14 protein-coding genes are annotated in these 15,729 nt (G+C 69.7%); 10 read left to right on the forward strand and 4 right to left on the reverse strand.

Features of this window, described 5'->3' with window-relative positions:
• Positions 1-300: 300 nt before the first annotated feature.
• From ABZ016_RS25620 to ABZ016_RS25650, 7 genes are all read left to right on the forward strand, one after another.
• The gene (locus ABZ016_RS25620) at positions 301-1,650 is read left to right on the forward strand and encodes an extracellular solute-binding protein (RefSeq protein ID WP_356919025.1); all 1,350 of its coding nucleotides are present in this window, start codon (positions 301-303) and stop codon (positions 1,648-1,650) included.
• A complete protein-coding gene (locus ABZ016_RS25625) occupies positions 1,647-2,642 on the forward strand; it encodes a sugar ABC transporter permease (protein WP_356919026.1) in 996 nt (331 codons plus the stop codon). Before ABZ016_RS25620 ends, ABZ016_RS25625 begins: the two co-directional genes overlap by 4 nt.
• A complete protein-coding gene (locus tag ABZ016_RS25630; RefSeq protein WP_356919027.1) occupies positions 2,639-3,502 on the forward strand; it encodes a carbohydrate ABC transporter permease in 864 nt (287 codons plus the stop codon). Before ABZ016_RS25625 ends, ABZ016_RS25630 begins: the two co-directional genes overlap by 4 nt.
• 56 nt (positions 3,503-3,558) lie before the next feature.
• The gene (locus ABZ016_RS25635) at positions 3,559-5,079 is read left to right on the forward strand and encodes a glycosyl hydrolase family 28 protein (protein ID WP_356919028.1); all 1,521 of its coding nucleotides are present in this window, start codon (positions 3,559-3,561) and stop codon (positions 5,077-5,079) included.
• The gene (locus tag ABZ016_RS25640) at positions 5,076-8,423 is read left to right on the forward strand and encodes an alginate lyase family protein (RefSeq protein ID WP_356919029.1); all 3,348 of its coding nucleotides are present in this window, start codon (positions 5,076-5,078) and stop codon (positions 8,421-8,423) included. The genes ABZ016_RS25635 and ABZ016_RS25640 overlap by 4 nt, the downstream gene beginning before the upstream one ends.
• A 27-nt stretch (positions 8,424-8,450) precedes the next feature.
• A complete protein-coding gene (locus tag ABZ016_RS25645; RefSeq protein WP_356919030.1) occupies positions 8,451-9,698 on the forward strand; it encodes an alginate lyase family protein in 1,248 nt (415 codons plus the stop codon).
• Between the two features lie 162 nt (positions 9,699-9,860).
• Positions 9,861-11,408 (forward strand): carboxylesterase family protein, encoded by a 1,548-nt coding sequence (locus ABZ016_RS25650; protein WP_356919031.1) that lies wholly within the window; start codon positions 9,861-9,863, stop codon positions 11,406-11,408.
• On the opposite strand, the gene ABZ016_RS25655 is transcribed toward ABZ016_RS25650, so the two are convergent.
• Positions 11,379-11,576 carry a DUF397 domain-containing protein gene (locus tag ABZ016_RS25655; RefSeq protein ID WP_356919032.1) on the reverse strand — a complete coding sequence of 66 codons (198 nt, stop codon included), beginning with the start codon at positions 11,574-11,576 and terminating at the stop codon, positions 11,379-11,381. The two genes, ABZ016_RS25650 and ABZ016_RS25655, sit on opposite strands and share 30 nt — an antisense overlap.
• The gene (locus ABZ016_RS25660; protein ID WP_356919033.1) at positions 11,573-12,406 is read right to left on the reverse strand and encodes a helix-turn-helix transcriptional regulator; all 834 of its coding nucleotides are present in this window, start codon (positions 12,404-12,406) and stop codon (positions 11,573-11,575) included. Before ABZ016_RS25660 ends, ABZ016_RS25655 begins: the two co-directional genes overlap by 4 nt.
• An 85-nt stretch (positions 12,407-12,491) precedes the next feature.
• Here ABZ016_RS25660 and ABZ016_RS25665 point away from each other — a divergent pair, with 85 nt between their 5' ends.
• Positions 12,492-12,929: an ATP-binding protein gene (locus ABZ016_RS25665; RefSeq protein ID WP_356919034.1), complete on the forward strand. Its 438-nt coding sequence runs from the start codon at positions 12,492-12,494 to the stop codon at positions 12,927-12,929.
• Here the strand turns inward: ABZ016_RS25665 and ABZ016_RS25670 are convergent.
• Complete coding sequence (locus ABZ016_RS25670; RefSeq protein ID WP_356919035.1) at positions 12,920-13,174, reverse strand: hypothetical protein; 255 nt, start codon at positions 13,172-13,174, stop codon at positions 12,920-12,922. The two genes, ABZ016_RS25665 and ABZ016_RS25670, sit on opposite strands and share 10 nt — an antisense overlap.
• A gap of 203 nt (positions 13,175-13,377) precedes the next feature.
• On the opposite strand from ABZ016_RS25670, the gene ABZ016_RS25675 reads away from it, so the two are divergent.
• Positions 13,378-13,614, forward strand: a complete 237-nt coding sequence (locus tag ABZ016_RS25675; RefSeq protein WP_356919036.1) for a hypothetical protein — start codon at positions 13,378-13,380, stop codon at positions 13,612-13,614.
• Between the two features lie 5 nt (positions 13,615-13,619).
• On the opposite strand, the gene ABZ016_RS25680 is transcribed toward ABZ016_RS25675, so the two are convergent.
• Positions 13,620-14,822, reverse strand: a complete 1,203-nt coding sequence (locus tag ABZ016_RS25680) for an IS110 family transposase (protein ID WP_356919037.1) — start codon at positions 14,820-14,822, stop codon at positions 13,620-13,622.
• Positions 14,823-15,034: 212 nt separating this feature from the next.
• Here ABZ016_RS25680 and ABZ016_RS25685 point away from each other — a divergent pair, with 212 nt between their 5' ends.
• Positions 15,035-15,328 carry a hypothetical protein gene (locus ABZ016_RS25685; protein WP_356919038.1) on the forward strand — a complete coding sequence of 98 codons (294 nt, stop codon included), beginning with the start codon at positions 15,035-15,037 and terminating at the stop codon, positions 15,326-15,328.
• The last annotated feature ends 401 nt before the right edge of the window (positions 15,329-15,729 follow it).

Genomic DNA, 15,729 nt, shown 5'->3' on the forward strand with positions numbered 1-15,729 from the left:
ACCCGCCGCCGACGGCACCTCGATACCCGCCGCACCACTTCGGCAACCGGTTCCCGAGTCTGTTGCCGAGACGAGATCCCGAGCGCTCCTGGTCAGGGCCACCCCGCCACCCCGCGACGGCTTGATCGCGACGTCCGAAAACAGGACTCATCAGCACTCTCGCTGATGACGTCGAGGTTACACAGTCTTTTCGAAAATTCGTCAAGGCTCTTGACGCGTCATGCCGACCGGAAGAAGCTCTGCCCGACGCACAACAACCGGTTGCCACAGCAAGCCGGAACGCAAGGAGGTGGTGCGTTCATGCACCCACATGCTGGTGCTTCCCTGAGCCGCCGCCGATTCCTCGCCCTGTCCGCAGCCGGCGCCGCGACCGGAGCGGCGGCGCTGAACGGCTGCGCGATGCAGGTCTCCAGTGGTGTCAGCGGCGGCGGCGAGACGGTCACGCTGATGGTCAAGCCCGACGACATCTCCCCGGAGCTGGTCAGGCAGGCCCAGAAGGACATCGGCGTCAAGATCGTCACGGTCCGCTACGACATCACCAAGCTCATCGGCATGATGACCAACGGTGCCCCGCCCGACCTGGTGCGCGGTGTCGGCGCCACGGACGCGCCCTACTTCGCGGCGCGGGACGTCATGGAGGACCTGGACCCCTACTTCGCCGGGAGCAGCGTCCTCAAGGTCGACGACCTGGACCCCGTGAACGACCTGTGGCGCTACGACGGCCGCACCCAGGGCAAGGGCCCCCGCCACGGCATGGCGAAGGACTTCTCCCAGGACTCCATGTTCTGGTACAACACCGCCCTCTTCGACCGGGCGGGCGTCGACCAGCCGCCGGAGACCGAGCCGGTCACCTTCGAGGAGTGGCTGGAGAACGCCAAGCGGCTCACCCGGCGCAAGAGCGGCCAGACGACCGTCTTCGGCGGCAGCTACAACGGCGTGTTGACGCCCAACCTCCTGGCGAGCCTCACGGCGGCGGCCGGAGGCAGCCTCTTCACCGACGACTTCTCCCGCATCGACTTCACCACCCCCGAGGCCCGCAAGGCGCTGAGCTGGTACATCGAGTACGGCCGCGCGAGGGTCGGCCCCAGCATCGTCCAGCCCGACCCCAACACCTGGGACGGGCCCACCTTCCAGGCGAACCGCATGGCCATGTCGAACTCGGGCTACTGGCTCGGCGGCCTGATCAACTCCGACAAGAAGCTGGCGCCGCACGCCCGCCTCGCACCGGCGCCGCTGTTCGAGGGCGGCCGGCGGGTCAGCCCCTGCCAGGCGGGCACCGGCCTGTGGATGCCGAAGAAGGCGAGGAACAAGGACGCCGCCTGGCGGGTCTTCGAGTGGTTCTTCGGCGAGGGGCCGGCCAAGGCCCGCGCCTCCAGCGGCTGGGGCATCCCCACCCTGAAGTCCCTGCGCCCGCTGATGCCCGCCCAGGAGGACTACCAGAAGCGGGTGCTGAAGGTGCAGAACGCCGAGCTGAAGCACTTCTCGGTCATCGCCTACACGCCCTACGCCACGGCGGACTCGCTCTACGCCCTCTTCAACCAGGAGGCCCCGGCCGCGATGAACGGCCACATGTCCGTCGACACCCTGGCGGGCCGCCTGAACTCGGTCATGAACGAGCAGCTGAAGCGCGGTAAGGAGCAGGTGGGATGACGGTCGACCAGATATCCGTCACGGACCGATCCGGCCCGGCCGCGCGCGCCGACCGCATCACACCGGTCCAGCGGCCCCGGATCTCCATGACCGCACGCAGGCATCGCGCTTTCTACCTGTTCACCTCGCCCTGGATCATCGGTTTCCTGCTGCTGACGATCGTTCCGATGGCCTACGCGCTGTGGCTGAGCTTCACCACCTACGACGGCATCTCGCCGCACTGGCGGTACGTCGGCCTCGGCAACTACTCGGAGCTGTTCTCCGACCCGCAGACCTGGGACTCCCTCGGCCGCACGGGCCTGTTCGCCATCACCTCGGTGCCGCTGTCGATCATCGCCGGCCTCGGGCTCGCCGTCCTGGTGAACCGGCCGATCAGGGCGCGCGGGTTGTTCCGCACCCTGCTCTATCTGCCGGCCGTGGTGCCCCCGGTCGGCGTGGGCCTCACCTTCAAGGCGCTCTTCGACCAGAACTCCGGTGCTGCCAACGGCGTCATCACCCTCTTCGGCTTCGACGCGCTCGGCTGGCTCGCCGACCCCTACGCCCGTTACGTGCTGCTGATGAGCGTGCTGTGGGCCGCCGGAAACGTCATGATCATCTCGCTGGCCGGGCTCCAGGACGTGCCCCGCGAGCTCCACGAGGCCGCCCGCATCGACGGGGCGAGCGCCTGGCGGACCTTCCGCAGCATCACCGTGCCGCTGCTGTCGCCGGTGCTGCTCTTCCAGACGGTGACCGGGGTGATCGCCTCGGTGCAGACCATCATGCCGCTGCTGCTCTCACCGGACGGCACCACGGCCGGTGTCACCGCCCTGCCGCAGTCCAACTACCTCTACATGATGCACGTGTTCTCGCAGTACTTCGCGCTCGGCCGCTACGGCTACGCCTCCGCGCTGCTGTGGGTGCTCTTCGTCCTGATCCTCATCGTGACCGGACTCATCTTCAGGTTCACGTCCGGAGTGGTGTTCTACAACGTCGACCCGGAGGCGAAGAAGTGACCGCCACCAGCCTGCCCCCGAATCCCGCCCCACGGGTGCGGGTGCGCGTCAGCCGCCTCGTCCTCTACACGGTCCTCGTCGCCCTCACCGGGCTGTTCATCGGGCCCTTCGGCTGGCTGATCCTCTCCGGCCTGAAGACCCCGGCGGAACTGGCCGCCTCGCCCGTGCACTGGCTGCCCACCCACGTCCAGTGGCACAACTTCGCCGACGCCTTCCATCTGATCGACTTCCTCGGCTACGCACGCAACTCCCTGATCATCGCCCTGATCTACGCCACGCTCGTCACGCTCAGCTCGGCCTGGGTCGGCTTCGGCTTCGCCCGCCTGGAAGCCCCCGGCAAGAAAACGCTCTTCGGCATCCTCATCGGCTCGATGATGCTGCCCCAGATGATCACCCTGCTGCCGACCTACCTGATCTTCGCGAAGCTCGGCATGGTCGACACGTACTGGCCGTGGGTGTTCTGGGGACTGGCCGCCGCCCCCTACCTGGTCTTCCTCTTCCGGCAGTTCTTCGCCGGACTGCCCCGCGAGCTGGAGGAGGCCGCGATCGTCGACGGCTGCGGTTACGGCACCATCTTCTGGCGGATCTTCCTGCCGCAGTCCTGGCCGGTGCTGTCCGCGAGCTTCGTGATCGCCTTCACCTGGTCCTGGGGCGACTACATCGCCCCGCAACTGCTGCTCTCCACCGACAGGTCGACCCTGGCCGTCGCCGTCATGACCACCTACGTCACCTCGGCCGGAACGCCCGTCGCCAATCTCCAGGCCGCCGCCTCCGTGATGTACGTCGTACCGATCCTGCTGATCTTCCTGATCGCCCAGCGCGGCTTCGTCGCCGGCATGTCCACCTCCGGCCTGAAGTGACCCCCGGCCCCCAGGCCTGCCCCTCTCTCGTCTCCGTATTCCGCAAGGAGCTCACCATGACCCCGTCCCTGTCCCGCCGTGGCGCCCTCCAGGCGGCCGGCGCCACCGTGCTCGCCGCAGGGCTCACCGACCTGACGGCCACGGCCGCCCGCGCCGACGAGGCCGCCGCCGCGCCGAAGCTGGTGACCTACCCCCGCCCGTCCGCCATGCCGACCAACACCAGCTTCAAGGTGCGGGTCCGTACCTCCCCCGACGGCGAGTGGCAGACCCTCGACATCTGGCGGCCCCAGCTGGGGGAGATCAACCCGACCACCGGCTCCAGCAAGATCTACAACTCCTCGCTGGCGTACTTCGACTTCCAGGGTTCCGTCGAGGTGGAGGTCACCTATCTCAAGGGCGGCACCACCAAGGTCCGGGTCAGACCGGACTCCTACGGCATCAAGCCCGAAGTGGGCGGCGACACCCTGCGGTTCACGCTCGACAAGCCGCGCAACGTCGTCGTGCAGATCAACGACGACATCTTCGACGTCCTGCACCTGTTCGCCCGCGCGGTCGAGAAGAAGATCCCCGCGCAGGACGACCCGAACGTCCTCTACTACGGCCCCGGTGTCCACACCACCGCCGACGGCTACCTGAACGTCCCCTCCGGCAAGACCGTCTACCTCGACGGCGGAGCCGTCCTCAAGGCGACCGTCGTCTTCCGGAACGTGGAGCACGCGGGGATCGCCGGCCGCGGTGTCCTCGCCGGCACCGCCGCGGGCGGAGCCCTGGTCGAGAACTCGCGGAACATCTCCATCGGCGCCGTCACCGTCCTCAACCCGAACGGCTACGCCGTCCAGCTCGGCGAAGCCACCGGCGTCACCATCAAGGGGCTCGGCTCCTTCAGCTCCAAGGGCTGGGGCGACGGCATCGACATCTTCTGCAGCAGCAACGTCGTCGTCGACGGCGTCTTCATGCGCAACTCGGACGACTGCATCGCCATCTACACCCACCGCTGGGAGTACTACGGCGACACCACGGACATCACCGTCCGCAACTCCACCCTCTGGGCGGACGTCGCGCACCCCATCAACGTCGGGACGCACGGCAACAGCGACAACCCCGAGACACTGAAGAACCTCACCTTCAGGAACCTCGACATCTGCGACCACCGCGAGCCCCAGATGGGTTACCAGGGCTGCATCGCCCTCAACCCCGGCGACAGCAACCTCATCAAGAACGTCAAGGTCGACAACGTCCGCGTCGAGGACTTCCGCTGGGGCCAGCTGATCCACATGCGGGTCATGTACAACACGAAGTACAACACCTCGGTCGGCCGCGGCATCCAGAACGTCTACGTCAAGGACCTCTCCTACACGGGCAAGCCGCTCGCCACCTGCCTGCTGCTCGGCTACGACGCCAAGCACGCCATCAAGGACGTCACCTTCGAGAACCTCGTCGTCAACGGCACGGTCATCGCCGACTCGATGAAGAAGCCGACCTGGTACCTCACCACCGACACCATCCCGATGCACGCCAACGAGCACGTGCTCGGCCTGAAGTTCCTCACCACGGCCGAGGCGGCCGCCGCGTCATGAGCACCAGCCCCCTGAGACCGATCGCACCGAGCCGCCGGGGCTTCCTCGGCGGTGCCGCCGCCCTGCTGCTCGTGTCGGGCGCGAGCGGCCTGCTCGCCCCCGGCACCGCCCGGGCCGCCGGCACCACCGCACCACGCGCCTTCACGCACCCCGGCCTGCTGCACAGCGCCGACGACCTGGCCCGGATGAAGGCCGCCGTCGCCGCGAAGGAAACACCGATCTACGACGGTTACCTCGCCTTCGCCGCCCACGCGCGCTCCAAGGCGACCTACGCCGTCCAGAACACCGGCCAGATCACCTCCTGGGGCCGTGGCCCCACCAACTTCCAGAACCAGGCCGTCGCCGACTCGGCCGCCGCCTATCAGACCGCGCTGATGTGGTGCATCACCGGCGACCGCGCCTACGCGGACAAGTCCCGGGACATCCTCAACGCCTGGTCGGCTTCCCTCACCGCCGTCACCGGAGCGGATGGGCCACTGGGCGCCGGTCTGCAGGCCTTCAAGTTCGTCAACGCGGCCGAGTTGCTCCGGTACACCGGTTACGACGGCTGGGCGAAGGAGGACATCGCCCGCTGCGAGGAGTCCTTCCTGCGCGTCTGGTATCCGGCGATCTCCGGCTACATGCTCTACGCCAACGGCAACTGGGACCTGACGTCCGTCCAGTCGATCCTCGCGATCGGCGTGTTCTGCGAGGAGCCGAGCCTCTTCGAGGACGCCCTGCGCTTCGCCGCCGCCGGGGCCGGCAACGGCAGCGTCCCGCACCGCATCGTGACCGACGCCGGCCAGGGCCAGGAGTCCGGCCGCGACCAGGGCCACGAGCAGCTCGCCGTCGGCCTGCTCGCCGACGCCGCGCAGGTCGCCTGGAACCAGGGCGTCGACCTGTACGCCTTCGACGGCAACCGGCTGTTGCGCAACGTCGAGTACGCCGCCCGCTACAACCTCGGCGGCGACGTCCCGTTCGTCCCCGACCTGGACCGCACAGGAAAGTACGTCAAGACGTCCGTGTCCGCCGTCGGGCGCGGCACCCTGCCCCCGATCTACGAGATGGCGTACGCGCACTACGCGGGTGTCCGGGGCCTCGACACCCCGTACACCAAGGCGGCCGTCTTCCGCGGCACGGGCGGCGCCCGCGTCGTCGAGGGCAGCAACGACGACCTGCCCAGCTGGGGCACCCTCACCTTCGCCGGCACGAAGACGCCCGGCCCGGCCGTGCCCACGGCTCCGGCCGGTGTCACGGCGGTCGGCGGCGACCGGTCCGTCACCGTGGCGTGGCTGCCGTCGGCGTGGGCCGAGTCGTACACCGTCCGCAGGGCCGCCCACGTCGACGGACCGTACGAGACGATCGCCACCGGAGTCGGCAAACCGGTCTACACCGACCGCCGGGCCCGGCCTGGGCACCCCTCCTACTACACCGTCACCGCTGTCAACTCCCAGGGGCGGAGCGCCGCTTCCGCATGGGCGTCCGCCGCCCCTGGCCTGCCCGGCCCCTGGTCGACCCGGGACATCGGGAACGTGGCGATCCCCGGCTCGGCGCTCTTCGACGGCGAGCGGTTCGTCCTGGAGGCGTCCGGCACCGCCGACTCCCACCGCCTGGCCTACCTGCCGCTGCGCGGCGACGGCACCGTCACGGCCCGGATCGTGTGGCCGCTGAGCTCCCAGTACTCCAGGATCGGCGTCACCGTACGAGCCGGCCTGGACGCCGACGCCGCCCACGCCGCCATGCTGATCCAGGGCCTGCCGCTGCACACCTGGAGCGGGGTGTGGAGCGTCCGGGCGAAGGCGGGGGCCCGGGTCAGGGGCACCGGCAGCACACCCGTGCCGCCGTCCCAGCAGCAGGCGATCACCACCGCCGCCGCCTTCCCGATCTCCTCCCTCGGGGAGCTGCCGGAGTCGGCGACCCCGCTCCAGGCCCCGTACGTGGAGGGCGCGGGCGACGGCTACCGGATGCGCATGCCCTACTGGGTCCGGGTGACCCGCCGGGGCGGCCGCTGCACCGGCGCCATCTCACCGGACGGCGTCCACTGGACCGAAGTGGGCGCGGACGACGTCGAGTTGGGGAAGACGGCCTACGTCGGTCTGACCCTCACCTCCTGCCTGGGCGTCGACCAGGACTACGCCGAGACCGGCACCGGCGCCTTCGACAACGTCCAGGTCACCTCCCGCACGGGCGGTTCGGTCTGGTCCGTGCCGCGCCCGGCCCGGGCCGCCGGAGACCTGCGTGCGAGCGCGGGCGCCGACGCGGTCGAGCTGGCCTGGACCGACCCCGACCTGTCGGCCCGCTACACGGTGCTGCGCTCCACCAGCCCCAAGGGCCCGTTCGAGACGATCGCCACCGGCATCGGCGCCGTCGGCTTCGGCACCCGCGTCCGGTACGTCGATGCCACCGGCGACCCCGGCACGGCCTACCACTACGCGGTGGCGAAGACGAACCGCGCCGGACGCGGACCCCGGTCGGAGACGGCCGGGGCGACCATGCCGACGCCTTCCGTGCCCCGGCTCACCTCGCCCTCGGCGGCCTTCGCGAACAAGGGCGTCCCCTTCCGGCACCTCCTGCGGGCCTCGCACGAGCCGATCCGCTTCACCGCGCAGGGACTGCCCGACGGCCTGCGCGTCGACAAGCGCACCGGACTGATCTCCGGAACCCCCACCAGCACCGGCGAGTTCACCGTCACCACCACGGCCGGAAACGCCGCCGGATCCGCAAACGGAACCCTCACCCTCACCGTCGGCACCCCGCCACCCGCGCCCTGGACCTACGGCGACCTCGGCGACGTGATCCTCGACGACCGCGCCTACGGAACCCTCGGCGTGGTCGCCGTGCAGACCCCCGGCAGCACCGCCCACGAGGACGGGACCTTCGTGGTCCGGGGCGCCGGGACCGACCTCACCGTCAACAACCAGGGCATGACGGGCCAGTTCGTCCGCCGGCCCGTCAGCGGCGACTGCGAGGTCACCGCCCGTCTGGTCTCCCGCGCCGGAGCCACCGGCGACCGGGTCGGCCTGCTCATGGCCAAGTCCCTGTCACCGTTCGACCAGGCGGCCGGGGCGATCGTCACCGGCGGCACCAGCGCCCAGCTGATGCTGCGCCCGACCGTCGCCGGGAAGTCCACGTTCACCGGCAACGCGGCGGTCACCGCCCCCTGCCTGCTGCGGCTGAAGCGCACCGGGACGCACTTCGCCGCATCCGCCTCCACCGATGACGGCGCCACCTGGACCCCCCTCGCCGAGGGAGACATCCCCGGCTTCGGTGACGCCCCCTACCACGTGGGCCTCGTGGTCTGCTCCCGCGACCCCCTGGCCCGCAGCACCACCGCATTCGACGAGGTGAGCATCACCCCCATGTAGCCCTCCACCGATGGGAGAAACCCCCACATGAGCCGCACTTCCCCCCACCCGCACCACGAGGGCGGCCAGGTGAGCCGCCGCGGTCTGCTCAAGACCGCCGGCGGCCTCACCGCGGCCCTCGCCCTCGGCGCCGGAGCCACCGCCACCACGGCCGACGCCGCCCCCGCCACCTTCACCCACCCCGGCATGCTCCACAACGCCGGCGACATCAACCGCGCCAAGGTCAGGGTCGCCGCGGGCACCGACCCCTGGCTGTCCGGCTGGAACAAGCTGACCGCCAACTCCCACTCCCAGTCCACCTGGACCAACCGGGCCACCGCGACGATCATCCGCGGCGGCACCGGAGAGAACTACCCGCAGCTCTACAACGACATCGCGGCCGCCTACCAGAACGCGCTGCGCTGGAAGGTCGGCGGCACCGAGGCCAACGCCCAGTGCGCCGCCACCATCCTCAACGCCTGGTCACGCACCCTGACCACCATCACCGGCAACGCCGACCGGTTCCTCGCCGCCGGCATCTACGGCTGGCAGTTCGCCAACGCCTGCGAACTGATGCGGGACTACCCGGCGTTCGACCTCGCCGCCGCCCAGGACATGATGGTCAGGGTCTTCTACCCGCTCAACAACCAGTTCCTGACCGGCCACAACGACGCCTGCATCACCAACTACTGGGCCAACTGGGACCTGTGCAACATGGCCTCGATCATGGCCATCGGCATCCTCACCGACAACGGCGCCAAGTACGACCAGGCCGTCACCTACTTCAAGACCGGCGCCGGAAACGGTTCCATCCAGCACGCCGTCCCGTTCCTGTACGGCAACGTCGAGGGCTACGACCTCGGCCAGTGGCAGGAGTCCGGGCGGGACCAGGGCCACACCGTCATGGGCATGGGCCAGATGGGCGCGATCTGCGAGATGGCCTGGAACCAGGGCGACGACCTCTACTCCTACGACGGCCGCCGCTTCATGAAGGCCGCCCAGTACGTCGCCAAGTACAACCTGAACATGGACGTGCCGTTCACCACCTACACCTGGGGCAGCGGCCAGAACTGCTCCCAGCAGTCGCAGACCGTGCTCGGCTCGGCCTCCCGGGGCCAGGTCCGCCCGGTCTGGGCGATGCTCCACTACCACTACGGGCGGCGCCTGCTCCTCGACGACAAGTACATCGCCCAGATGTGCTTCTCGGTCGCCCCCGAGGGCGGAGGAGGAGACTACGGCACCACCAGCGGCGGCTTCGATCAGCTCGGCTTCGGCACGCTGATGTACGCGAAGTAACCGTGTACGCCAAGTAACAGTGCACGCCGAGTGACCGGGTACACCGAGTGACCGGGTACGCCGAACAGCCCTCTCACCCGCTCGCGCGCCGGAATATCGGGCCACAATGAGTTGCTCTGATCTTCACGGTGCACGAGCGCGGTGAGGAGGCTGGTGGACGTCATGACGGCAGTCCAGGCAGATCCCGTGGTGAGGACGCGCTACGGCGCCCTGCGGGGCCGCCACGAGCACGGTGTCGCCGTCTTCCGCGGCATCCCCTACGCGGCGCCCCCCTTCGGTCCCCGCCGCTTCCGGCCGCCCGTACCCCTGGAGCCCTGGGACGGCGTCCGTGAGGCCGACGCCTTCGGCCCCACCCCGCCGAAGCCCCCCTACTCCGACGCCTTCGCGCACTACCTCTCGGACCCGGTCGTGCCGGGCGACGACTGCCTCAACCTGAACGTCTGGACCCCGCAACCCGACCCCGCAGCCCGCCTCCCCGTCCTGGTCTGGCTGCACGGCGGCGCCCTGACCAGGGGCTCTTCCGCCGTCCCCGTCTACGACGGGCACGCCTTCGCCCGCGACGGCGTCGTCTGCGTCTCGATCAACTACCGACTGGGCGTCGAAGGGTACGGACTGTTCCCGGACACGCCCCCGAACCCCGGCCTGCGCGACCAGATCGCCGCCCTGACCTGGGTGTACGAGGCCATCGAGGCCTTCGGTGGCGACCCCGGCCGCATTACCCTCTTCGGCCAGTCCGCCGGAGCCATCAGCATCGGCGCCCTCGTCGCCGCCCCGCAGACCCAGGGCCTGGTCAGGCGGGCGGTCCTGCAAAGCGGCCCGCCCGAGGTCTCCGAGCGGGCCAAGGTACGGCGGATGGTGCGCCGGATGGCCTCCCGGCTGAAGATCCCCGCCACCGCCGAGGCCTTCGCCGCCGTCGACCGCGACCTGCTGCTGCGCACCCAGGCCGAGGTGAGCCGGCTCAGCAGCCCCGTCGTCGGAGGCCCCGCCTTCGGCCTCGTCATCGACGGCGACGTCGTCCCACGCGACCCCCTGGAGGCCCTCACCGACGGCGCCGCGCCGGGCGTGCAGCTGCTGATGGGCTGGACCCGCGACGAATACCGGCTCTGGCTGGTCCCCGGCGGCCTGCTCGACCGGGTCGACCGCCTGGGAGCCGTCGCCCTGGCCGGTGCCATGGCGCGCTGCCACTGCGGCAGCGAGGTCCCGCGCGGCTACCGCGCCCTGCACCCCGGGGCGAGCACGGCGGAGACCGTCGGCCAGCTCGTCACCGACCACCTCCTCCGCATCCCCCTGCACCACCTGGCCGACGCCCGCACGGAACCCTCGTACGTCTACGAGTTCGCCTGGCCCTCGAACCTCCCCGGCCTCGGCGCCTGCCACGCCCTGGAGCTCGGCTTCGTCTTCGACACCGGGGAGGCGCCCGAGTCCCGGAAACTCGCCGGGGAGGGGGCGCCGCAGGAGCTGGCCGACGCGATGCACGCGGCGTGGGTCCGCTTCGCCACGGACGGCGACCCGGGCTGGGAACGCTGGGACGCGTCCCACCCGGTACGGATCTTCGGAGACCGCGCCCCGGACGCGGAGCACGGCGTGGCCTACACGGCGTACGGGCCACGCGACCGTGAACTCGCCCTCTGGGCGACGGACCCGGTCCCGCAGCCTGTGAAACTCACACCGGCGACGCGGTCAGCCCTGCGACGGCTCCGACGGCACTGAGGAGAGGAAGGCGGTCCAGGCGGCGGGGGTGATGGTGAGGTGAGGGGTGGTGGGGGTCTTGCTGTCGCGGATGTGGATGGCGGTGGGGTGGGTGGCGACTTCGAGGCAGGCGCCGCCTTCGCCGCTGCTGTAGCTCGACTTGAACCACTCAAGTGCGGTGCCGCTCATGCTTCTCCCAGAAGACGGTCCAACAGGTCCCTCGTGTCTTCGGTGTTGAGGGCCTGCGTTCGCAGCATCGCATACTTCTGGGTAAGGATCCCCACCTCGTCCGGGGCTGCCACGAGCGTGCTGCCACGCTGAGTCTCGCTGTAGGCGAGCCGCTGGTGATCGGGGGTTTCCAGCAGGATGAACGGGCCTTCCAGCCCGGCATGGGAGGTGCGACCCAGCGGCAGGACCTGGAGAGCGATCCCGGGCAGGCCCCCGTACTCACGCAGATGTCGCAACTGTTCGAGGTACACCTCCGTTCCGCCCAGGCGGTCGCGCAGAGCGGCCTCCCAGATCACGAAGCTCACGGTGGGCGGCACCTTGCGATGCAAGAGCTGCCGCCGTTCGATGCGGGCCGCGACGAACTGCTCGATCTCGTCCTCGTCGTAGACCGGAACTCGGCTGCGGAAGACGGCACGAGCGTAGGCCTCGGTCTGAAGCAGACCCGGAACCAGCAGGCTTTCGTACCAGGAAATCGCAATGGCCTCCCGCTCCCTGTCCAAGTACTCCTCCGCCCAAAGCGGCACAAGATCCACCTCAGGCATCTCCGCAAGCGCCGCCGCCAACGCCCCCTTGGTGTCCAGAAGTTGATCCAGCTGCTCGGCGAGATCCGGCTTCAGTGGCCGTCTGCCCTGCTCGATCGACGCGATCTGCTGCTCGCCGACGACGAAGATCTCCCCGAGGGACCTCTGCGTGTGCCCGGCGGCCTCGCGGAAGAGAGCGAGCAGCGCGCCCACCATCTTCATCGCCGAGGCGTTCCTGCGTGACCGTCGTGACCGTGTCGTGGTGCTCATGGCGGCGAACTCCCCACCCGCATGCGTACTTTCCCTGTCGCTCCCACGTACAGAGCAGCTGTACGGGTGCGCGCTCTGTTTCATCATGACCACGGAGTGTCACCGTCGTCCCGTGAATGACGAAACTCCACGCCAGCGGTTCTACCGCCGGGAGCGCCAGTCCGTACCGGCCGCACGGGCGTTCGCACAAGAGACGCTACGGGACTGGGGCGGGTACGGACGGGCGGACGACGTACTGCTGTGTGTCAGCGAACTGGCGACGAACGCCCTGGTGCACGGCGTGCCGCCCGGCCGGGGATTCTTGCTCAGGCTCGTGCCCTACGGCGAGGGCGGCGGCGTACGCGTCGAGGTGCACGACAGCGGCGAGGGCGTGCCGGTCCAGCCGCGTCAGGACGTCCAGGAGCCCGGTGAAGGCGGCCGGGGGCTGTTGCTGGTGTCGGAGCTGGCGGACAAGTGGGGCGTGGGGGAGAGGCGCCCGGGCAAGATTGTGTGGTGCGAGTTCGCGGGACCCGGCTACTGCTGACCGCCACGGTCCACGGCGTACGTCTGCCCGCCGGAGCCGATGTTGGCCTGGGCCCGCCGGTACGCGCGCCGGCCCGGCGGGTCGGCGGCCCGGTTCTGCTCGTCCCGGCGGGACGTCAACTCCGCGAGCACGGCCCGGGCTTCTTCCTCCGGCAGCGCGGCGAGGTCCACGGTCCGGGTCTGCCGGGCGGCCGTCTGCACCTCCAGATAGGCGTTCGGCGACTCTGTGCCGGGCGTCTTCTGCACATCCGGTTCCTACGACGAACGCTGCCAGGACGTGCACGGCTGAGCAACGGCGTCACGGCTTAGTAGGTGTTTTTTCTTCCTAGCGCGTTGAAGGACGGCGGTCCGAGATCCAGATGGGCAGCGGATCTGCCCTCATGGGCGCAACTCGGTCAACTCCCCGTGTGAGCTGACCCATTGCAACGCATCGTCGATGCGGAGGGCCGGTGCCCGATGTCACGATGGACATCCCGGCCGCCTTCATCGACTCCGGGCGGGACTGCTCGCGTTGCGAGGACGGGCAGGTCGACCGCCGTGCCCGGCGTCACGCGGTCGCGGCCGCCGTCGACGCCGCGATGCCCGGAGCCTCCGAGGCGGAGCCTCACTACCTGGTCGACCAGGCACAGCGCCTGTCCCGCACCCACCACCTGGTCCTCGGACACACCACCTGGGAGTCTCAATGACGGAGTCAAGCCGCTTGCGGGACCGGCGGGGCGGAGGTGAAGACCCGGTTATCTCGCAGGAGCGCCCACAACACGTTCGCTCGTCGGCGGGCCAAGGCGATGACAGCCTGGACGTGTTTGCAGCCCTCGCCGCGCTTCTTGAGGTAGAAGTCCCGGTTAGGTCCCTCGCGCATCATGCTGGTCTGAGCGGACATGTAGAAGACCCGGCGCAGGCGGCGACTGTAGCGCTTGGGTCGGTGCAGATTGCCAGTTCGGCGGCCGGAGTCACGTGGAACTGGGACGAGCCCGGCCGCGGAGGCAAGATGGCCAGCATCCGCGTAGGCCGTGAGATCGCCGGCCGCGACGACGAACTCGGCGCCGAGTATCGGGCCCATGCCGGGCAGGGACTCGATGATCTCTGCCTGCGGGTGGGCCCGGAACGTCTCGCTGATCTGCCGGTCGATGCGCTTGAGCCGGTCGTCCAGGTCCAGGAGCTGTACCGCCAGGTCGGCGACGATCTGTGCAGCGACCTCCTCGCCGGGCAGCGCGGTCTGCTGGGCCCGGGCAGCCTCCAGGGCGGTGGCCGCGACTGCGTCGGCATTGCGCACGCCACGGTTGGCGAGCCAAGTCATCAGCCGCGCCCGGCCACGACGGCGTATCACGGCCGGAGTCTGGTAGCCGGTCAGAAGCACCAGCGCACCCTTATGGGCGGAGTAGTCGAAGGCACGCTCCAGTGCGGGGAAGACGCCAGTCAGCACGTCCCGCAGCCGGTTGACCATTCGCACACGGTCGGCGACCAGGTCGGAGCGGTGCGCGGTCAGCAGCGCAAGGTCGGCAGCGAGCTGGGCGGGCACTTCGATAGTGGCGAAGTCCCGGCGGTGGCGGGCGCTTTCGGCGATGACATAGGCGTCGCGGGCGTCGGTCTTCGCTTCACCCCGGTAAGCGCCCGACATCCGGTTGACCGTGCGGCCGGGCACATAGACGGCCTGCTGGCCGTGCGCCGTGAGCAGCGCCAGCAGCAGCGCGGAGGATGTCCCGGTGATGTCCACGGCCCAGTGGACGTCGTTCGCCAGGTCGAGGATCTCACCGAGCGCGGCCAGGATCGCCGACTCATCGTTGTCGATCTTCTTGGACCACAGCGTGGTCCCCGCCTCATCGACGACCGCTGCCCAGTGATGGCCCTTGCCTGCATCGATGCCGACCCACACCCGGGCCCGACGCTCGCTCACTCGCCCCTCCTCGTTACGCACAGACTGCCGTCGGCCCGAGGAACACCCCGCTGTCATCTCCGTAAACAGCGACCGCACGTAGCGCGCACATCTCAATCAGCAGCCAGGGCGCCCCGGAGAGCCGGACGGCCACTCCAAGGAAGCCACTGAAGGCAAGCAGGCATAAGCCACATCCGGCCCTCCCGGGCCGCCTAACAACTTACGGAGCAGGCATGAGCGGCGGAGAGACGTCCGGCGTCGACCTGGCGCGGGTCGAGCTGCGGGCCTCAGTGGAGGCAGCCGGGAAGAACGGCAGCAGCCAAGAAGCGAAGAAGCAGCCGCAGCCGGTCCGTACGGTGCGACACGGCGGGCGTGAGCCGATGGGGCTCGGTGCCGCGATCGGCGCGCTGGTCACCGAGCGGGCCTGGGAGCTCCCGACCGCCCGCGCCTCCCTGCGGGACCGGTGGGCGATCATCGCCCCGGAACTCGCGGGGCACGTCGCCGCCGTCGGCGCCGGATCCGGCTAGTTCACCGTGAGCGGCGATGCCCGCGTCGCGCAGCGCGTGGACGTTCTGCCGGACCGCCGGGCTGTTCTGCGGCTTGGGTGTCGTTCCAGTGGGGCAGGGCGAGGGCGGGATGGGCGAGGGCGAGATGCGCGGTTCGATCGCCTCGTTGGTTGGAGGGCCTGATCAGCGTGGGTGCGTGCCCGCTACCATTACGCCACCTCATCGTTAGGATGACGATGACCTTCTCAACTCCACTACCTACGCGTGTTCTTCTGCGTCTGCACGACGTGCATTTGGCTGTTGGCCGACGGCCGGTGCTGCGCTTCTTGGCGGGACAGACAGCAGCTGACGGGGGAACGGTTCGATACCGCGGGCAGATGGGATACTGCCCACAGAACACCGTGCTGCACCCGGCTTCGACA

Source organism: Streptomyces sp. NPDC006372 (assembly GCF_040612515.1).
In the GTDB taxonomy this organism is placed as follows: Bacteria; Actinomycetota; Actinomycetes; order Streptomycetales; family Streptomycetaceae; genus Streptomyces.